Consider the following 14,742-nt stretch of genomic DNA (forward strand, 5'->3'; position numbering starts at 1 on the left):
GTCCGCGGCACCGGCGGCACGGTCTCGATCAAGACCACCGACTATGTGCTCGGCACGACCAACACCCTGTTCAACGGCACGACCACCGGCGGCATTCTTGGTGGGACCGGCGCAAGCTCCGGCCAGTCGGTCTACGGCTTCACGATCGGCAACACCACGACCCAGGCCGCAATCGACAACCTGCTGACGGACGTCGAAACCACGCTGAAGAACATGACCACTCTCGGTTCGCAGCTCGGTTCGCTGCAGCAGCGCGTTGATATCCAGACCGAGTTCGTCTCCTCGCTCAGCGACTCGATCGACTCCGGTATCGGCCGCCTGGTTGACGCCGACATGGAAGAAGAGTCCTCCAAGCTCAGCGCCCTGCAGACCCAGCAGCAGCTGGCGATCCAGTCGCTGTCGATCGCGAACTCCTCTTCGCAGAACATCCTCTCGCTGTTCCGCAGCTAATAGCAGGAGCGCCCGCGGGCGCTTCAAACCGAAAGATCGCCGATCGAAGCCGCGCTCCCCCGAGCGCGGCTCTTTTATGTTTGTTAACTCGGCGTTAACCAAACTCATGTTTTCTGCCGTCAACGAAACGGTATGTTAACCAAGCTTAAGAAGCGGTTAGCGGGCATGAAGCTGATTGCCGTTCCCGGTGGCGGACCGGAGTGTCCTTTTCAATATTTGCCAGCCAAGGACCAATAATTTCATGACCAGCATTTTGACGAACGTCGCGGCAATGTCCGCCCTCCAGACCCTCCGCAGCATCAATGGCAGCCTGGAAGAAACGCAGAGCCGTGTTTCGTCAGGCTACCGCGTCGCGGAAGCCAAGGACAACGCTGCCTATTGGTCTATTGCGACGACGATGCGCTCGGACAACAAGGCGCTGTCGGCTGTCTCCGACGCGCTTGGCCTCGGCGCGGCGAAGGTCGATACCGCATATTCCGCCATGGATAGCGCCATCGATATCGTCAGCGAGATTAAGGCCAAGATCGTAGCCGCAACGGAAAAGGGCGTCGACAAGACCAAGGTTCAGGACGAAATCGCGCAGCTGCAGCAACAGTTGCTGAGTGTTGCGCAATCTGCTTCCTTCTCCGGTGAAAACTGGGTTGCAGGCAATACAACGAAAAGCGTGGTCTCCTCGTTCGTCCGCGACGCGAATGGACAGGTGTCCGTTCAGACGACAGAATATTTCCTCGATGACTCGACCAGCGGCAACGTTCTGTTTGGCATGACGACAACCGGAGCAATCGACACTGCGACTGGTATCATCGGAACCTCCTCGGGCAGCGTTGGCTCGATCTTCAGCATGGACATCACGAGCTTCAGCGACAGCGATATTAACCTGGCATTGACCACCGTGGAAAACGGCCTCAGCGCGCTGACGAAGGCGGGTTCGCAGCTCGGTTCGATCTCAACCCGTATCGATCTTCAGGAAAGCTTCGTTTCGAACCTCAGCGACTCGATCGACTCGGGCGTCGGACGTCTCGTTGACGCTGACATGGAAGAGGAATCGAGCAAGCTGACCGCGCTGCAGACGCAGCAGCAACTGGCGATCCAGTCGCTGTCGATCGCCAACAACAGCGCACAGAACGTCCTCACGCTGTTCAAGGGCTAAGAACGCCGCCAGCCACGAAGTGAGACAGAAAGCCGCGTCGCGAGATGCGGCTTTATCTTTGTTTTTGAAGCGATAATCAAGGTTGCGCGAGGCTTGCGGCACCGACGCCGTAGCCCTTGCGCCGGTCCGGAGCCTTGGTTACCTTCGCTTAACAGTTGATTTGTTTTAGCGACAATCCGGCCTGGAGGATCCAGTCGGGGGCATGACGCCAGCTCAGTCGCTGCCGCTCGCCGGCCTGTCCCGTTTCCCTATTCAGAGCCAGAAAATGACATACAAAATTACCAGCTCGGCACAGGTGAACGCCCTCGCGGCGCTGCGCATCATCAACAAGGACGCCGCAACGGTTCAGCAGCAGGTTTCGTCGGGTTACCGCGTCGAAACGGCTGCGGACGACGCAACCTATTGGTCCTTTGCAAGCGTCATGCGCTCGGACAGCAATTCGCTGCAGAACATTCACGACGCGCTCGGCGTCGGCGCATCGAAGGTCGATACTGCCTATACCTCGATGGACAGCCTGATTGACCAGTTGGGCGAGATCCGCAAGACGCTGCTGACGGCGAAGGAAGCCGGCGTCGACAAGACGAAGCTTAATACCAGCCTCAGCGAGTTGAAGGGACAACTGCAGACGACGGTTCAGTCGACCAGCATCGCCGGCGAGAACTGGCTTCTTAACCGAGATGCCACGCTTCCGACCTCGCGATCCGTGATCGGCGGTTTCGTGCGCGGCGCGAGTGGTGAATACCAGATGCAAACCATCGATTTTCCGGCGGACCAGACCGTCATGATCGATATGACGGACGCCAATCGCGGACTGCTCACGAAAACGGTAGATGCGAACACCCTGAATTCCGACGGCACTGCGACGGCGCGCAACTATTATCTGCTTAGCGCCGGCTCGACGACGCCGGCGACTGGAACGGAAATAAAGCTCGATGGCAATACGACGTCCGCACAGGTGGACGATATGATCGCAGTGGTCGATTCCCTGTTGTCGACACTGACGGAGACCGCGGCTGGCCTCGGCACGATGAGCGCGCGTATCGGCGATCGCGTTGCCTACACCGCGGACATGTCAGACTTGATCGACAAAGGTGTCGGCGCACTCGTTGACACCGACATGGACGAAACGGCGACCCTTCAGAAGGCGTTGCTTGCGCAACAGCAGATGGGCATTCAGACGATCTCGATCCTGAACACAGCCGCCAGCAAAGTACTGCTACTGCTGCAATAGTGAGGTGAGGCGCGGGTGAGCTTGTTGGGCCTCACCCTTCATCCTCGCGCAAGTTTGATTGCCTAGTTTCGATACAAAGGCGCAGTGCGGAAACCGTGCCTGATGAGTTGTCAGTTCATGATGGGGCGCGGCATGTCGCAGTCTTCTGCAGCGAGAGGGTGGATTCGGTGAGCGCGCTGCTTTCTCGGTATCTCAAGGATTTTGGAGAACCGGCCGTCGCCGCTCCCGTCGTGGATGCGGACGATTTCGCGAACGACTTTGGCGGCTTTGCCGATCTTGCCTCAGAGCCTGTCGTCGATCTCGAAGCAGAGCGCCACAATGCTCACGCCGAGGGCTATGCGGAAGCGACCGCCGTGTTGACGGAGAAGTATGAACTGGAAGCGCAAACGGTCGCCTTTGTTCACCAGCGCGAGGTCGAAGAGCTTCGCGACCGCTACGAGGTTGAGACTGCGGCGCTGGTCGCCTCCCGGCTTGATGCCATGGCGAGCGCGATTGCCGAGCTTGTCAGCGCGACTGTCGCAAGGGCGCTGGCCCCCGTAATGACCGATGTCCTGTCGCAGAAGGCTGCCGTCGATCTCGCCGGCATTCTTCGCGAGGCGGTCTTGGAAGGCGATGTCGGCACCGTGACCGTCAAGGGACCTGCCCGGCTGTTCGATGTGTTGAAGGGTACTCTTGGCGAAAAGGCAGGTCTTCTGCGCCACCTTGAAACCGGCGATGTCGACCTGACTGTCGAATTTGGCGACGCCGTCCTTGTGACGCGCATGTCGGCCTGGGCGACGAGCTTGAAGAAAGTTCTGGAATGAGTGAGAGCGAAAACCACCATCACGGCAAGAACGAGATCATCATCGTCAAGCGGCATGGCGGCGGCGATCACGATGGGGCGCATGGCGGCGCTTGGAAGATCGCCTACGCCGACTTCATGACGGCCATGATGGCGTTCTTTCTCGTCATGTGGCTGGTCAACGCCGCGAACGAGGAAACCAAGGCCTCCGTCGCGACCTATTTCAATCCGATCAAGCTCTCCGACGAGAAGCCCACGCAAAAAGGCCTGAAGAAGCCTGTCGATCAGGCGGATGGCGATCAGAATCAGGAGAAGTCGAAGGAAAAGGAGGACAAACCCAACGAGGGCGCGGCGGCGGCAAACGGCGACGACCAGACCTCGACATCCGGCGACCAAACGAACTACTCCGAAGCCGACTTCTTCGAGAATCCCTATTCGGTCCTGGCAGAAATTGCGCAGGAGGTCGGCCAGCAGGCAAACGTCAGCGCCAAGGGTGAGGGCGGCGCGAGCGACTCCGGTCCTGCAACGGGAGCCGACGGTGGCCAGGCTTATCGTGACCCGTTCGATCCCGACTTCTGGACGAAGCAGGTCGAAGTTACCCATGCCAACAAAAGGCAGCCGGCTTCGAAAGATGTTCCTGCCGATGAAGCAGCGGATGCCACGGAAGTTGCGAAGGCCGAATCCGGGAACCCGGCGGATCTGACGAAAGCGGCGGACGCCGGCGAGAGTCACGACGCACAAGCCGCAGCGACAGCAGAGGACAAGCCGCAAGCCGAGGCGCAAAAAGCCGTTGAGCAGAAGAAGGCCGAGGACCTGCAAAAGGAAATCGCGCAGCAGATCAGCGTCGTGGCTGGCAAGCTCGCCGAAGGCCTCACGGTTACGGCGTCGGAAGGCGGCCTCCTGGTCAGCATCTCCGATCAGAGCGACGACTCCATGTTCAATATCGGGTCGGCCGTTCCGCGCAAGGAAATGGTGCTCGCAATGGAAAAGATCGGTGAGATCCTGAAGAGCAAGCCGGGCGCAGTCGCCATCCGCGGTCATACGGACGGCCGTCAATACAAGGGTGAAAACGAGAACTGGCGCTTGTCCATGGATCGTGCCCAGGCGGCCTACTACATGGTCGTTCGCGGCGGACTCGACGAAAAACGCGTCTCGCAGGTTTCGGGCTTTGCCGATCGCATGCTGAAGGAGCCGGCCGATCCGTTCAATGCTGCCAACCGGCGCATCGAGATATTGCTGCAGGCGGATCAGGGATAATCCATGGTCCGTCACCACCAACGTCTTCTGCTTTTGCTTTTTGGGCTTGCGGTGAGCCCTGCTACCGGCGTGCACGCGGAAGATCAGGAGGACATTGTCCCTTACAAGATGCTCCGGTCGCTGCAGTTCGTGCAGGATTCCGTCGTGCTCGGGGATCACTCGGCTGCCGAGATGCAGCGCTTCATGCTCGGGACGATCGATCAGCGTCTACGCACGATCGATCCATCGGTTTTCGATGATGAGCGTAATGTCGATGCGGCGCTAATCTACGCGATGAGCGGTGGTAATCCGGAGACCCTCGAATATCTCGTCGCGCGCGACGTGAACGGTCACTTCGACAACCGGGTCAGCGACGTCCTGCGGAAATATCTGAGCGGCAAAGGCCTGCTTGTTGCAAAGAGCCTTGTCGAGACCGCAAACGAATACAAGGACAAGAAAATCGGTCCCTATCTGGCGCTGGTGGGCGGCAACGTCACCATCGCCAAGAGTCCAGTGGAAGCGCTGAAGCTGTATGATCAGGCTCGCCTCTATGCGCCGGGTACGATCGTCGAGGAGGCGGCGCTACGCCGCTCCGTGTCTATCTGCGTCGAAGCAGGGATGGTGGATAAGGGTCTCGACTACTCGCAGCGCTACGTGCGTCGTTTCCTGCATTCGCCATATGCCAGCCAGTTCGCGGATCTTTTTGTCAGCCTGCTGGTCAATCACGATCATGAGGTGAAGCCGGACGACGTTGTTAACATCCTCTCCTTCATGGACGAGGCCAGGCAGCGCGAGGTCTACCTCCGCATCGCCCGCGCGGCGGCGATCGCCGGCAAGGGCGATCTCGCACGGATGGCCGCGGCGCGCGCCCAGACGCTTGCAGGCGATTCTGATAACGCCTTTGGAGCGCTGGCGGATTTCTACGGCGGCATGGCGGCGATCCCGACCGACAAGATCGATGCGGCCACGAAGAACATCGAATCCATCCCCGAGCAGGAGTTGTCGCCGCGCGACCARGCCCTCAGAGCCGCGGCAAAAGCTATTGCGGAACAAGTGCTTCGTCCGCCTGAACCGGCAAGCTTGACGCAAGCGACGACCCCTAAATCTAATGGCCAAGAAATTACTTCTGAACAGGCTGAAGCGGATCAGGGGGAGGTACCAAACCCAGTTCCAGGTCCCGTTGTGGGAGAATCGGCGGGGGGGCCGCCATCCGATGTTGGGGGACAGCAGGACGCCGACCCGTCATTCAACGCATTCGTGACGTCAAGCCGATCGCAGTTGGATGAGATCGACGGCCTCTTGAACAAAGAGAGTAATTGAGATGATGGACATCAGTGTTTTGGGGGGAGCATCCGGAGCAGGGGCTGCCTCTGGCATTGGCCGCCAGACGGGCAGCGGTGGCGATGCGGATGCAGGCGGGTTCTCCGATGTCCTGAACAAGGCAAGCGGCGGAAAGCATGACGCCGCCGAACAGTCCACGGCCGGCCGGCAGGCAGGCGAAGGCACCGATGGCAGCACATCCACTGCGCCGCGCCGTCCAAGCACTCAGCCATTGATCGATCTCGGCAGCACATCTCTCGCTGCGCAGGCGCGGATGAAAGAGAAAGCGTCTGGTTCGGCGGACAAAGAAACGAAGACGACGGAACAGAACGGTAAGCCTAAGGGCAAGCACGCTGATGAAGCCGATTTGCAGGATCTTTCGGATAGGCTGGATGATGACGCTGTAACGGTTCGAAAGGGCGCCAAGGAGACGAAGGCCGACGGTGCCGACGACCAGAAGGTCGCCCCGGACGATAGCACGCTGTCTGATGTCCTGAGCTTACTCAAGCAAGTCCCGACGGACGGAACTGCGGCTGCAGCGTTCGCGGCGATGGCAGCCGCGAAGCCGGAAGGCAAGGTATCGACAGAACCGAAAGAAAAGTCCGTTGCCAGCGTCAAGGCCAAGGATGAGATGTCTGTTGACGCAGGTCTGACCGGCGTCGATACAGCCGCGGACGTCCAGCTACCCGGCACTGAGGCCGAAGGCGGTATCGACGGGACGACATTCCGGCTGACCCGTGCCGACGGCCGTGGTCAGTCCATGGACATGCATCTTGGCGTTGACACGGATGCCGCCGAGTCCGGCGGCAAGGCTAACATCGAGAGCGTCTCTGTTCTGGATTCGCGCCGCTACATCGGTCTTGCGCAGAACACCAATTCTGCCGCCGTGACGGCCGCCATATCCGGTGATCAGGAATGGGCGCACGCCATGCAGGCGAGTTCTTCGCTGTCGAACGCCGCTGAGTGGACGAGCACCGGCAAGGTGGTGAATACACTCAAGATCCAGATGAACCCGATCGAACTCGGTCTCGTCACGGCGACGATGCGGCTGCAAGGCGACGCGCTCAACGTCGATCTGAAGGTCGAGACACCAGCTGCCTACCGGCAGCTCAAGGAAGACCACGGGAAGATCATCGAGGCATTGCGCAGCCAGGGCTTCGCGATCGACAACGTGACGATCAGCATGGCGCCAGTCGACCGTTCGGACACGGGCAACCAAGCGACCGCACAGGGCCAGCAGCAGGGCCAGGCGTTTGCCCAGCAAGGCCAAGGCGGGGAGGCGCGTGAGCGCCAAAATCACTCAGGACAGCGAACTGGCGGAGGCTTCAATGGCTCGGGCGAAAGCGGTGTTGAAAGCACTTCTTCTGGCGCCGCTGGCAGTAGTCGCGCTGGCGACGTCTACCTCTAGCGCTGAAGCGTCGAACAGCGCCTGCGAGGTGGAGATTCAAGCCGCCGCACTGAAATACGGTATTCCGGAAGGCATACTCTATTCCGTGGGTCTGACCGAAACCGGGCGCAAGGGATCCCTCTACCCTTACGCGCTGAACATCGAAGGCAAAGCCTTCTTTCCGCCCTCCGAGCAGGATGCTCTGAGGCAGGTCGATGTGGCGCGCCGATCGGGTGCGAAGCTCATCGACATCGGCTGCATGCAGATCAACCAATACTACCATGGTGAGAATTTCCGGTCCGCGGAGGAGATGTTCGACCCCCGCCGCAATGTGGAATACGCGGCAAGGTTCCTGCGCAATCTCCACGACCGACACGAAACCTGGACGATGGCAGTGGCCCGCTATCACGCCGGCCCCAACAATGACCCTGCCCAGAAGCAATATGTCTGCCGGGTCATCGCCAATCTGGTCGCCACCGGCTACGGCAAATGGACTCGCAATGCGAGCACCTTCTGCCAAAATTGATTCAATCAAAACTAGCAGAAAACAGAACAAAACAGAAATGTGTCATATTGTGGCGAGAATCTGTCTCAATATGGCAAGGCAAGTCACATTTTAGACCTTGTTAACTTTTCCACGAAATTTTTGTGTGCATAATTTCCGACCGCTACTACATCTAGATCAAATCGCGCCCCAATTCTTAATCAACTATTAATTCCTGCCAGTAAGTTCCTACAGCTTGTCCCGGAATCGCGCGATTCGTACCCATAGAGCATCGAGGTACCACAAGTGATTCGGAGGCGGACGAATGATCGTAGTGGTTGATGAGCGTGAGCTCGTGAAAGATGGTTACACTTCACTTTTTGGGCGGGAAGGCATTCCTTCCACAGGGTTTGATCCACGTGAATTCGGCGAATGGGTTCAGACGGCGGCGGACGCTGATGTCGCGGCCGTCGAGGCGTTCCTGATCGGGCAGGGGCAGCAGACTTTCGAGCTGCCGCGCGCGATCCGCGACCGTACCATGGCGCCGGTTATCGCAGTCAGCGATCAGCCGTCGCTGGAAAACACCCTTGCACTTTTTGATTGTGGCGTCGATGACGTCGTGCGCAAGCCTGTGCATCCCCGCGAGATCCTGGCTAGAGCCGCCGCCATTCGGCGCCGACTGAAAGCGATTTCCAGCCACACGGATATCGGTGCGATCCGCGTGTTCTCCGACGGCCGCGATCCGGAAATTCACGGTGAGGTTTTTGCGCTCCCCCGTCGCGAGCGTCGCATCCTTGAGTACTTGATTGCAAACCGCGGTCGTCGTGTCACCAAGACGCAAATCTTCAACGCGATCTACGGGATTTTCGACGACGAAGTCGAAGAAAACGTGGTTGAAAGCCATATTTCCAAGCTGCGCAAGAAGCTTCGGAAGAAGCTGGGCTTCGATCCGGTCGATTCGAAGCGCTTCCTTGGCTATTGCATTGACTGGAACTGATTTTTTCAGAACGGGCCGCGTTGCCTGAACCTGGTCGCTGCATTCTCGCGACATTGGTTCAACGCCAGACAGCCTCACGCAAGGCCCACCAAATACTCTCAAGCCTACTAAGGGAATCGAGGTTTTCAGATGAGCATTTTTGGCAGCATGAAGACGGCCGTGTCCGGCATGAACGCCCAGGCAAACCGCCTTAGCACCGTCGCCGATAACATCGCGAACGCAAACACGACGGGCTACAAGTCCGTTTCGACCGCTTTCTCGTCGCTGGTCCTGCCATCGACCTCGGGTAACTATAATTCGGGCGGCGTCCAGACATCCGTTCGCCAGTCGGTTTCGGAACAGGGCGACATCTCCTACACGACATCAGGCTACGACCTGGCGATCTCGGGCGACGGCTTCTTCATCGTTCAGAGCCCGGACGGCGTTCCGGTTCTGACCCGCGCCGGCGATTTCACCAAAGACCCCGAAGGCAACCTGGTCAATTCCGCCGGCTTCAAGCTGATGGGTTATTCTTACGACGCTGGCGCGCCGGCCGTCGTCGTCAACGGTTTCTCGGGACTCGTGCCGATCAACGTCAACCAGTCCGGCTTGACGGCGATCGCTTCGACGACCGGTACCTTTACCGGCAACTTGAACTCCAATGCCAACGTCGCAACTGGCAACCTTCCGTCTTCCAACACGGCGCCGATCACAGCTGACACGAAGCAGATGTCGATGGTTGGTTACGACAAGCTCGGCAACACGGTTCAGTACGATTTCTACTTCACCAAGACGGCCGTGACGACGCCCCCGCCGGCAGCTCCGGGTGTTGCGAGCACGTGGGAGGTTGCAGTCTTCCGTCATGACGATGCGGCAACAGGTGGAACCTCATCATTTCCGTACACTTCGACGCCGGGTCCGGCTCTCGTTGGCTCGACAAATTTGACGTTCGATGCCAACGGCAAGATGGTCAGCACTGGCGCCCTCACCATCGCCGATCCCGTCACCACCGGTTCGATCGCCATGGACCTCAGCGGTTTCACGCAGCTCGCCGCTGATTTTGCAGGTAGCGGCACGCCGAACGGCCAGGCCGCCAGCCCGGTCAAGGATGTCACGATCGATAAGGACGGCACGGTATATGCCAAGTATGCGGATGGCACGTCGAAGCCGCTCTACCGCATTCCGCTAGCGACCGTCGCCAGCCCGGACAACATGACGCTGATGAGCGGCAACGTTTATAGCGCAAACGGCCAGTCCGGCGTGACGGTCACCGGCTTCCCGCAGACCAACGGTTTCGGCACGATCCAGGCGGGAGCACTTGAAAGCTCGAACGTCGACCTCGCCGGCGAACTGACCGAAATGATCGAGTCGCAGCGCAGCTACACTGCCAATTCCAAGGTGTTCCAGACGGGGTCCGACATCATGGACGTCCTCGTCAACCTCAAGAGATAAGTAGGGTTCGGATAAGCCATGTCGCTCACTTCCGCACTGAATACCGCGCAGAGCATATTCAGCAACACCGGCACTCAAAGCAGTGTGGTGTCGAACAATATCTCGAACTCCAGCAACAGCGACTACGTGCGCCGGCAGGCGATGATCACCACGTCGCTGAATGGAGCGCAGGTTGTGAAGATCAGCCGCGCGCAAGAAGACGCGCTAATGCGTCAGTGGCTGAAGGCGAGTGCGCAAGACAGTGGCCAGCAGACGCTGCTTGGTGGTCTGACCGACCTGAAATCGATCATGGGCGGCAACGACTACGAGACGTCGCCGGCCAACTACCTGGCGACGTTCCGCGAAAAGCTGCAGGCTTTCCGCACATCGCCAAGCAGCACCATTGCCGCGCAAAGCGCGGTCACGGCTGCGCAGGACGTCGCCAATTCGCTGAACAACGCGACGAAATCCGTGCAGGCGGTACGCCTGGGCGCGGACAAGGAAATTGCAACGCAGGTTTCGACGCTCAATACGCTGCTCGCGCAGTTCAAGACGGCGAACGATGCCGTCAAGAGCGAAACGGCAACCGGTGGTAACCCTGCCGATGCGCTGGACGAACGCGACAAGCTGCTGAAGCAGATTTCTTCGATTGTCGGTGTCAACGCCGTCGACCGTCAAAACGGCGACATGGCGCTCTATACGACGGACGGAACCGTCGTGTTCGACACCATTCCGCGAACGGTTACTTTCGTCGCGCAGGACACTTACACCGCCCAGACAAAGGGCAACGGCGTCTACATCGACGGCGTGCTGCTCGGCAGTGGCAAAGGGTCGACAACGACGGCGCAGGGAAGCCTGCAGTCACTGCTACAAGTGCGCGATGACATCGCAACGACGTTCCAGTCGCAGCTCGATGAGATCGCAAAGTCTCTCGTGACGATGTTCTCGGAGACCGGCGGCACTCCCACTACGACACAGCCAGGTCTTTTCGTCTGGAAGACGGCGACCGGAGCAACTGGCGGCACACCGACGACCACAGGCGTGATCGATGGCATCGCGGGTACGATTGCGGTGAATGCCGCCGTCATCACCAACCAGGGCGGCGACCCGATGAAATTGCGTGACGGCACGATCACCGGCCTCACGAATCTCAATCCGACGGGCAGCAGCGGTTTCTCCGACAATCTCGATGCGCTCTACACGGCGATGGGCGCGGCCCAGACCTTCTCGTCGACCGCCGGCATCTCGTCCAACGTGAACATCATGGACTACGCCTCCAATTCGATCGGATGGCTCGAGCAGTATCGAAGCGATGCGACGACTGCGTCCGAGAATACGGCGGCGGCGCTCTCGCGTTCGACGGAAGCTTACTCCAACGAGACCGGCGTCAATCTCGACGAAGAACTGACCCTGCTCCTCGACATCGAGCAGTCCTACAAGGCGGCCACCAAGATCCTAAACGCTGTCGATGAAATGTTGAAGTCATTGCTAGACATAGCGAGTTAAGCCATGAAAAGTTCATTTATTTCTAGTTCGGCCATTCAGAACGCAATGCGATTGACGATCCGCCAGTCGCAGAAGCAATTGGTAACCGCGTCTCTCGAGGCGACGACGGGCGTTTACGCCGACATCGGCGCCTCCCTGGGCTCTGGTGCAGCCAAGAGCGTGAATTTCACAGCTGAGGTCAGCCGCATCAAGGCCCTCAAGGGCAGCAATTCCATCGTATCGGCGCGTCTCGAAGCTTCGCAGCTCGGCCTCAACAGTATGAAGACGGCCGGTGACGCACTGGTCTCCAAGCTGACCGCGCTTCAGGGAAGCCAGGACAAGACCAGCATCGCGGTGGCCATGCAATCTGCCGGCGACGCGCTTTCGCAGCTGATGGACACGGGCAATTCGATGCTCAACGGCGAGTACCTGTTCTCGGGTATCAACACCGATGTGCAGCCGCTCACCAACCAACAGAATGCCGCAACGACCGCCATTCAGACGAACCTCGAAGCCTACGCGAGCGGCCTGGGCAAGCCGGTAAGCTCTTTGACCGGCGCCGAGATGGGCACCTTCATCACGAACTTCGTTGAGCCGATGTTCTCCCAGGACACGTTCAACGGCACCTCCACACCGGTTGCATTCCCGCCGCCCGGCGCACCGACCCCGGTTGCACCCGCGGCCTACGTCACGCCGCCGGCCTGGAGCGATTGGTCGGCTGCTTCGAACCAGAACATGACGAGCCGCATCAGCAACTCTGAAGTCGTCACGTCGTCGACCAATTCCAACTCGGACGGCATGCGCTACTTCGCGCTGGCTTCGATCACAGTGTCGGCGCTGGCCAGCCAAAATCTGGGCGCCGACGCACTGAGCAAGGTCACCTCCACGGCGATCGGCTATGCCGCGCAGGCCACGACCGGCATCGTGACCCAGGCGAGCCAACTCGGCCTTTCGCAGGAGCGCGTCGAGAAGGCCAATGACGCTCTCGATGCACAGTCGAGCATTCTTCAGAACAAGCTCGTCGATCTTCAGGGCGTGGATACGTCGGAAGCGTCGACGCTGGTCAATACCCTCCAGACTCAGCTGGAGACCGCCTACACCATCGTATCGAAAATCCAGCAGTTGAGTCTCGTGAATTACCTTTGATGATCAAAGGTACGAAAGACAAAGAAGGATGCATGAATGTATCAGTTCTCTTACTCCGAGATCATGGAGGACTCGGTGGCCGATGCGAAGGAGCGGGAGCGTCAAGTTCTCGACCGGTCCATAGAGCTGCTGTCGATTGCGCGAGACAAAGAGAAATACAGCCGGGAAGCCATTGATGCATTGTTCTACACCCGGCGCGTTTGGGTAAGTTTTATCGAGGATCTCAAGCATCCGGACAACCAGCTTGAAATCCAATTGCGGGCCAACCTCATCTCCATCGCGATCTGGATCTTGAAGGAGTGCGATCGGATCAGGCGCCGGCAATCGACAAACTACCAAGGCATTATCGACGTTACCACCATCATCAGGGATGGACTAAAATGAAAAGCACACTTCGTATCTCGCTAAAAGCCGGGGAAAAGATCTTCATCAACGGTGCGGTCCTGCGCGTCGATCGCAAGGTCGCGCTGGAATTCCTGAATGATGTAACATTCCTTCTCGAAAACCACGTCCTCCAGCCGGAAGACGCGACGACGCCTCTGCGCCAACTCTATTTCATCGCGCAGATGATCCTCATCAATCCGGAAGGCAAGGATCAGTCGACCGCGATGTTCCGCAAGTCGATCACGATGCTGCTGACCTGCTTCAAGAACGAGGAAGTCCTCGCCGAACTGAAGCGCGTTGACGGTCTCGTTTCGACCGGCCGCGCCTTCGACGCCCTGAAGGCGATCCGCGGTCTCTATCCGATCGAGGATAGCATTCTCAACAACCAAGAAATGCACCCGGCGATGGTCGAGCAGATTCGCAAGGAGATCGCACCATGGCGGTAGACGGCGTCTCAAACGTCAATAGTTCTTCGTCGTCGAGCACCTCGAGCGCGCAACAGAAGGCGACGCTCAACTACGACAACTTCCTGCAGCTCCTCATCGCGCAGATGAAAAACCAGGATCCGACGGATCCGGTGGACGCGAGCGAACAGATGTCGCAGCTGGCGAGCTTCTCGCAGGTCGAGCAGACGATCCAGACGAACAGCAAGCTGGACACGCTGCTGGCGAGCTCCAGCCTGACGCAGGCTGGCAGCTACATCGGCAAGTACATGACCAGCGCTGACGGCAGCGTGAAGGGCACGGTTGCGTCGGTGAAGGTTTATTCCGACGGCATCATTGCGACGACGACGGATGGCGGTAGTATTCTCGTTCAGGCGGGAATCACCCTGGCCGACAAGGCTCCGACGACGACCGACACATCGTCTTCGAGCTAGTTGAAATGACAAGGCGGTTCGACCACACCGGACGGACCGCAAGGCGATATGAGGTTGCCTGCAATGAATGAAGCTGATGCACTTGACCTATTCCAGGCAGCGATCTGGACCGTTCTTGTTTCCGCCGGCCCGGCGGTCGCAGCGGCCATGATCGTCGGTCTGATCATCGCGCTGTTCCAGGCGCTGACGCAGGTTCAAGAAGCGACACTCACCTTCGTTCCGAAGATCGTGGCCGTCCTCGTCACCATCGGCATCTCGGCTCCGTTCGTCGGATCGCAGATTTCGATTTTCACCAATCTGGTGTTTTCTCGCATTCAGTCAGGTTTCTGAGCCACTTTCGCGCAAGCTTCGCCATTTAAGTCTCGTTCCGAATTGGTGGGCATCATGCCCGCACCTCTCATGAA

The 14,742-nt window shown here is 58.9% G+C and carries 16 protein-coding genes; all 16 read left to right on the forward strand.

All coding sequences use genetic code 11. From position 1 onward, the window contains the following. Positions 1 to 450 (forward strand): flagellin (locus AC1DE4_RS10785; protein ID WP_477881330.1); only part of this gene is annotated, 450 nt, incomplete at its 5' end. Positions 451 to 691: 241 nt separating this feature from the next. Further along, positions 692 to 1,600, forward strand: coding sequence for a flagellin N-terminal helical domain-containing protein (locus tag AC1DE4_RS10790; protein WP_018856795.1), 909 nt, complete (start codon positions 692 to 694; stop codon positions 1,598 to 1,600). A gap of 265 nt (positions 1,601 to 1,865) precedes the next feature. Further along, positions 1,866 to 2,831 (forward strand): flagellin N-terminal helical domain-containing protein, encoded by a 966-nt coding sequence (locus AC1DE4_RS10795; RefSeq protein ID WP_025659529.1) that lies wholly within the window; start codon positions 1,866 to 1,868, stop codon positions 2,829 to 2,831. Positions 2,832 to 2,998: 167 nt separating this feature from the next. After that, positions 2,999 to 3,634: a hypothetical protein gene (locus AC1DE4_RS10800; protein WP_025659528.1), complete on the forward strand. Its 636-nt coding sequence runs from the start codon at positions 2,999 to 3,001 to the stop codon at positions 3,632 to 3,634. After that, positions 3,631 to 4,869, forward strand: coding sequence for a MotB family protein (locus tag AC1DE4_RS10805; RefSeq protein WP_025659527.1), 1,239 nt, complete (start codon positions 3,631 to 3,633; stop codon positions 4,867 to 4,869). Before AC1DE4_RS10800 ends, AC1DE4_RS10805 begins: the two co-directional genes overlap by 4 nt. Positions 4,870 to 4,872: 3 nt before the next feature. Continuing rightward, positions 4,873 to 6,168, forward strand: coding sequence for a chemotaxis protein MotC (gene motC, locus AC1DE4_RS10810; RefSeq protein ID WP_025659526.1), 1,296 nt, complete (start codon positions 4,873 to 4,875; stop codon positions 6,166 to 6,168). Between the two features lies 1 nt (position 6,169). After that, entirely contained in the window at positions 6,170 to 7,576 is a 1,407-nt protein-coding gene (gene fliK / locus AC1DE4_RS10815) for a flagellar hook-length control protein FliK (protein ID WP_025659525.1), read from the forward strand. Beyond that, on the forward strand, positions 7,518 to 8,081 hold the full coding sequence (locus tag AC1DE4_RS10820) for a lytic transglycosylase domain-containing protein (protein WP_025659524.1): 564 nt from the start codon (positions 7,518 to 7,520) through the stop codon (positions 8,079 to 8,081). The genes fliK and AC1DE4_RS10820 overlap by 59 nt, the downstream gene beginning before the upstream one ends. A 283-nt stretch (positions 8,082 to 8,364) precedes the next feature. Continuing rightward, positions 8,365 to 9,036: a transcriptional activator Rem gene (rem, locus tag AC1DE4_RS10825; RefSeq protein WP_018856802.1), complete on the forward strand. Its 672-nt coding sequence runs from the start codon at positions 8,365 to 8,367 to the stop codon at positions 9,034 to 9,036. A gap of 129 nt (positions 9,037 to 9,165) precedes the next feature. Continuing rightward, positions 9,166 to 10,467: a flagellar hook protein FlgE gene (locus AC1DE4_RS10830; protein WP_018856803.1), complete on the forward strand. Its 1,302-nt coding sequence runs from the start codon at positions 9,166 to 9,168 to the stop codon at positions 10,465 to 10,467. Between the two features lie 18 nt (positions 10,468 to 10,485). Beyond that, positions 10,486 to 11,952, forward strand: a complete 1,467-nt coding sequence (gene flgK, locus AC1DE4_RS10835; RefSeq protein WP_018856804.1) for a flagellar hook-associated protein FlgK — start codon at positions 10,486 to 10,488, stop codon at positions 11,950 to 11,952. A 3-nt stretch (positions 11,953 to 11,955) separates the two neighbouring features. Next, positions 11,956 to 13,077, forward strand: coding sequence for a flagellar hook-associated family protein (locus AC1DE4_RS10840; RefSeq protein WP_025659523.1), 1,122 nt, complete (start codon positions 11,956 to 11,958; stop codon positions 13,075 to 13,077). Between the two features lie 36 nt (positions 13,078 to 13,113). After that, complete coding sequence (flaF, locus tag AC1DE4_RS10845; RefSeq protein ID WP_007530128.1) at positions 13,114 to 13,461, forward strand: flagellar biosynthesis regulator FlaF; 348 nt, start codon at positions 13,114 to 13,116, stop codon at positions 13,459 to 13,461. After that, entirely contained in the window at positions 13,458 to 13,907 is a 450-nt protein-coding gene (gene flbT, locus AC1DE4_RS10850) for a flagellar biosynthesis repressor FlbT (protein WP_025659522.1), read from the forward strand. The genes flaF and flbT overlap by 4 nt, the downstream gene beginning before the upstream one ends. Then, complete coding sequence (gene flgD, locus AC1DE4_RS10855) at positions 13,898 to 14,338, forward strand: flagellar hook assembly protein FlgD (protein WP_018856807.1); 441 nt, start codon at positions 13,898 to 13,900, stop codon at positions 14,336 to 14,338. Before flbT ends, flgD begins: the two co-directional genes overlap by 10 nt. Positions 14,339 to 14,401: 63 nt before the next feature. Next, positions 14,402 to 14,668 carry a flagellar biosynthesis protein FliQ gene (fliQ, locus tag AC1DE4_RS10860; protein WP_018856808.1) on the forward strand — a complete coding sequence of 89 codons (267 nt, stop codon included), beginning with the start codon at positions 14,402 to 14,404 and terminating at the stop codon, positions 14,666 to 14,668. Positions 14,669 to 14,742 lie beyond the last annotated feature (74 nt).

It is taken from the genome of Rhizobium sp. 10N414 (assembly GCF_056394785.1).

Coding starts and splice junctions, on each gene's coding strand:
- fliQ (WP_018856808.1), top strand. CDS start 14,402: ATGAATGAAGCTGATGCACTTGACCTATTCCAGGCAGCGATCTGGACC.
- AC1DE4_RS10840 (WP_025659523.1), top strand. CDS start 11,956: ATGAAAAGTTCATTTATTTCTAGTTCGGCCATTCAGAACGCAATGCGA.
- rem (WP_018856802.1), top strand. CDS start 8,365: ATGATCGTAGTGGTTGATGAGCGTGAGCTCGTGAAAGATGGTTACACT.
- AC1DE4_RS10830 (WP_018856803.1), top strand. CDS start 9,166: ATGAGCATTTTTGGCAGCATGAAGACGGCCGTGTCCGGCATGAACGCC.
- AC1DE4_RS10790 (WP_018856795.1), top strand. CDS start 692: ATGACCAGCATTTTGACGAACGTCGCGGCAATGTCCGCCCTCCAGACC.
- flgD (WP_018856807.1), top strand. CDS start 13,898: ATGGCGGTAGACGGCGTCTCAAACGTCAATAGTTCTTCGTCGTCGAGC.
- fliK (WP_025659525.1), top strand. CDS start 6,170: ATGATGGACATCAGTGTTTTGGGGGGAGCATCCGGAGCAGGGGCTGCC.
- AC1DE4_RS10795 (WP_025659529.1), top strand. CDS start 1,866: ATGACATACAAAATTACCAGCTCGGCACAGGTGAACGCCCTCGCGGCG.
- flbT (WP_025659522.1), top strand. CDS start 13,458: ATGAAAAGCACACTTCGTATCTCGCTAAAAGCCGGGGAAAAGATCTTC.
- AC1DE4_RS10805 (WP_025659527.1), top strand. CDS start 3,631: ATGAGTGAGAGCGAAAACCACCATCACGGCAAGAACGAGATCATCATC.
- flaF (WP_007530128.1), top strand. CDS start 13,114: ATGTATCAGTTCTCTTACTCCGAGATCATGGAGGACTCGGTGGCCGAT.
- flgK (WP_018856804.1), top strand. CDS start 10,486: ATGTCGCTCACTTCCGCACTGAATACCGCGCAGAGCATATTCAGCAAC.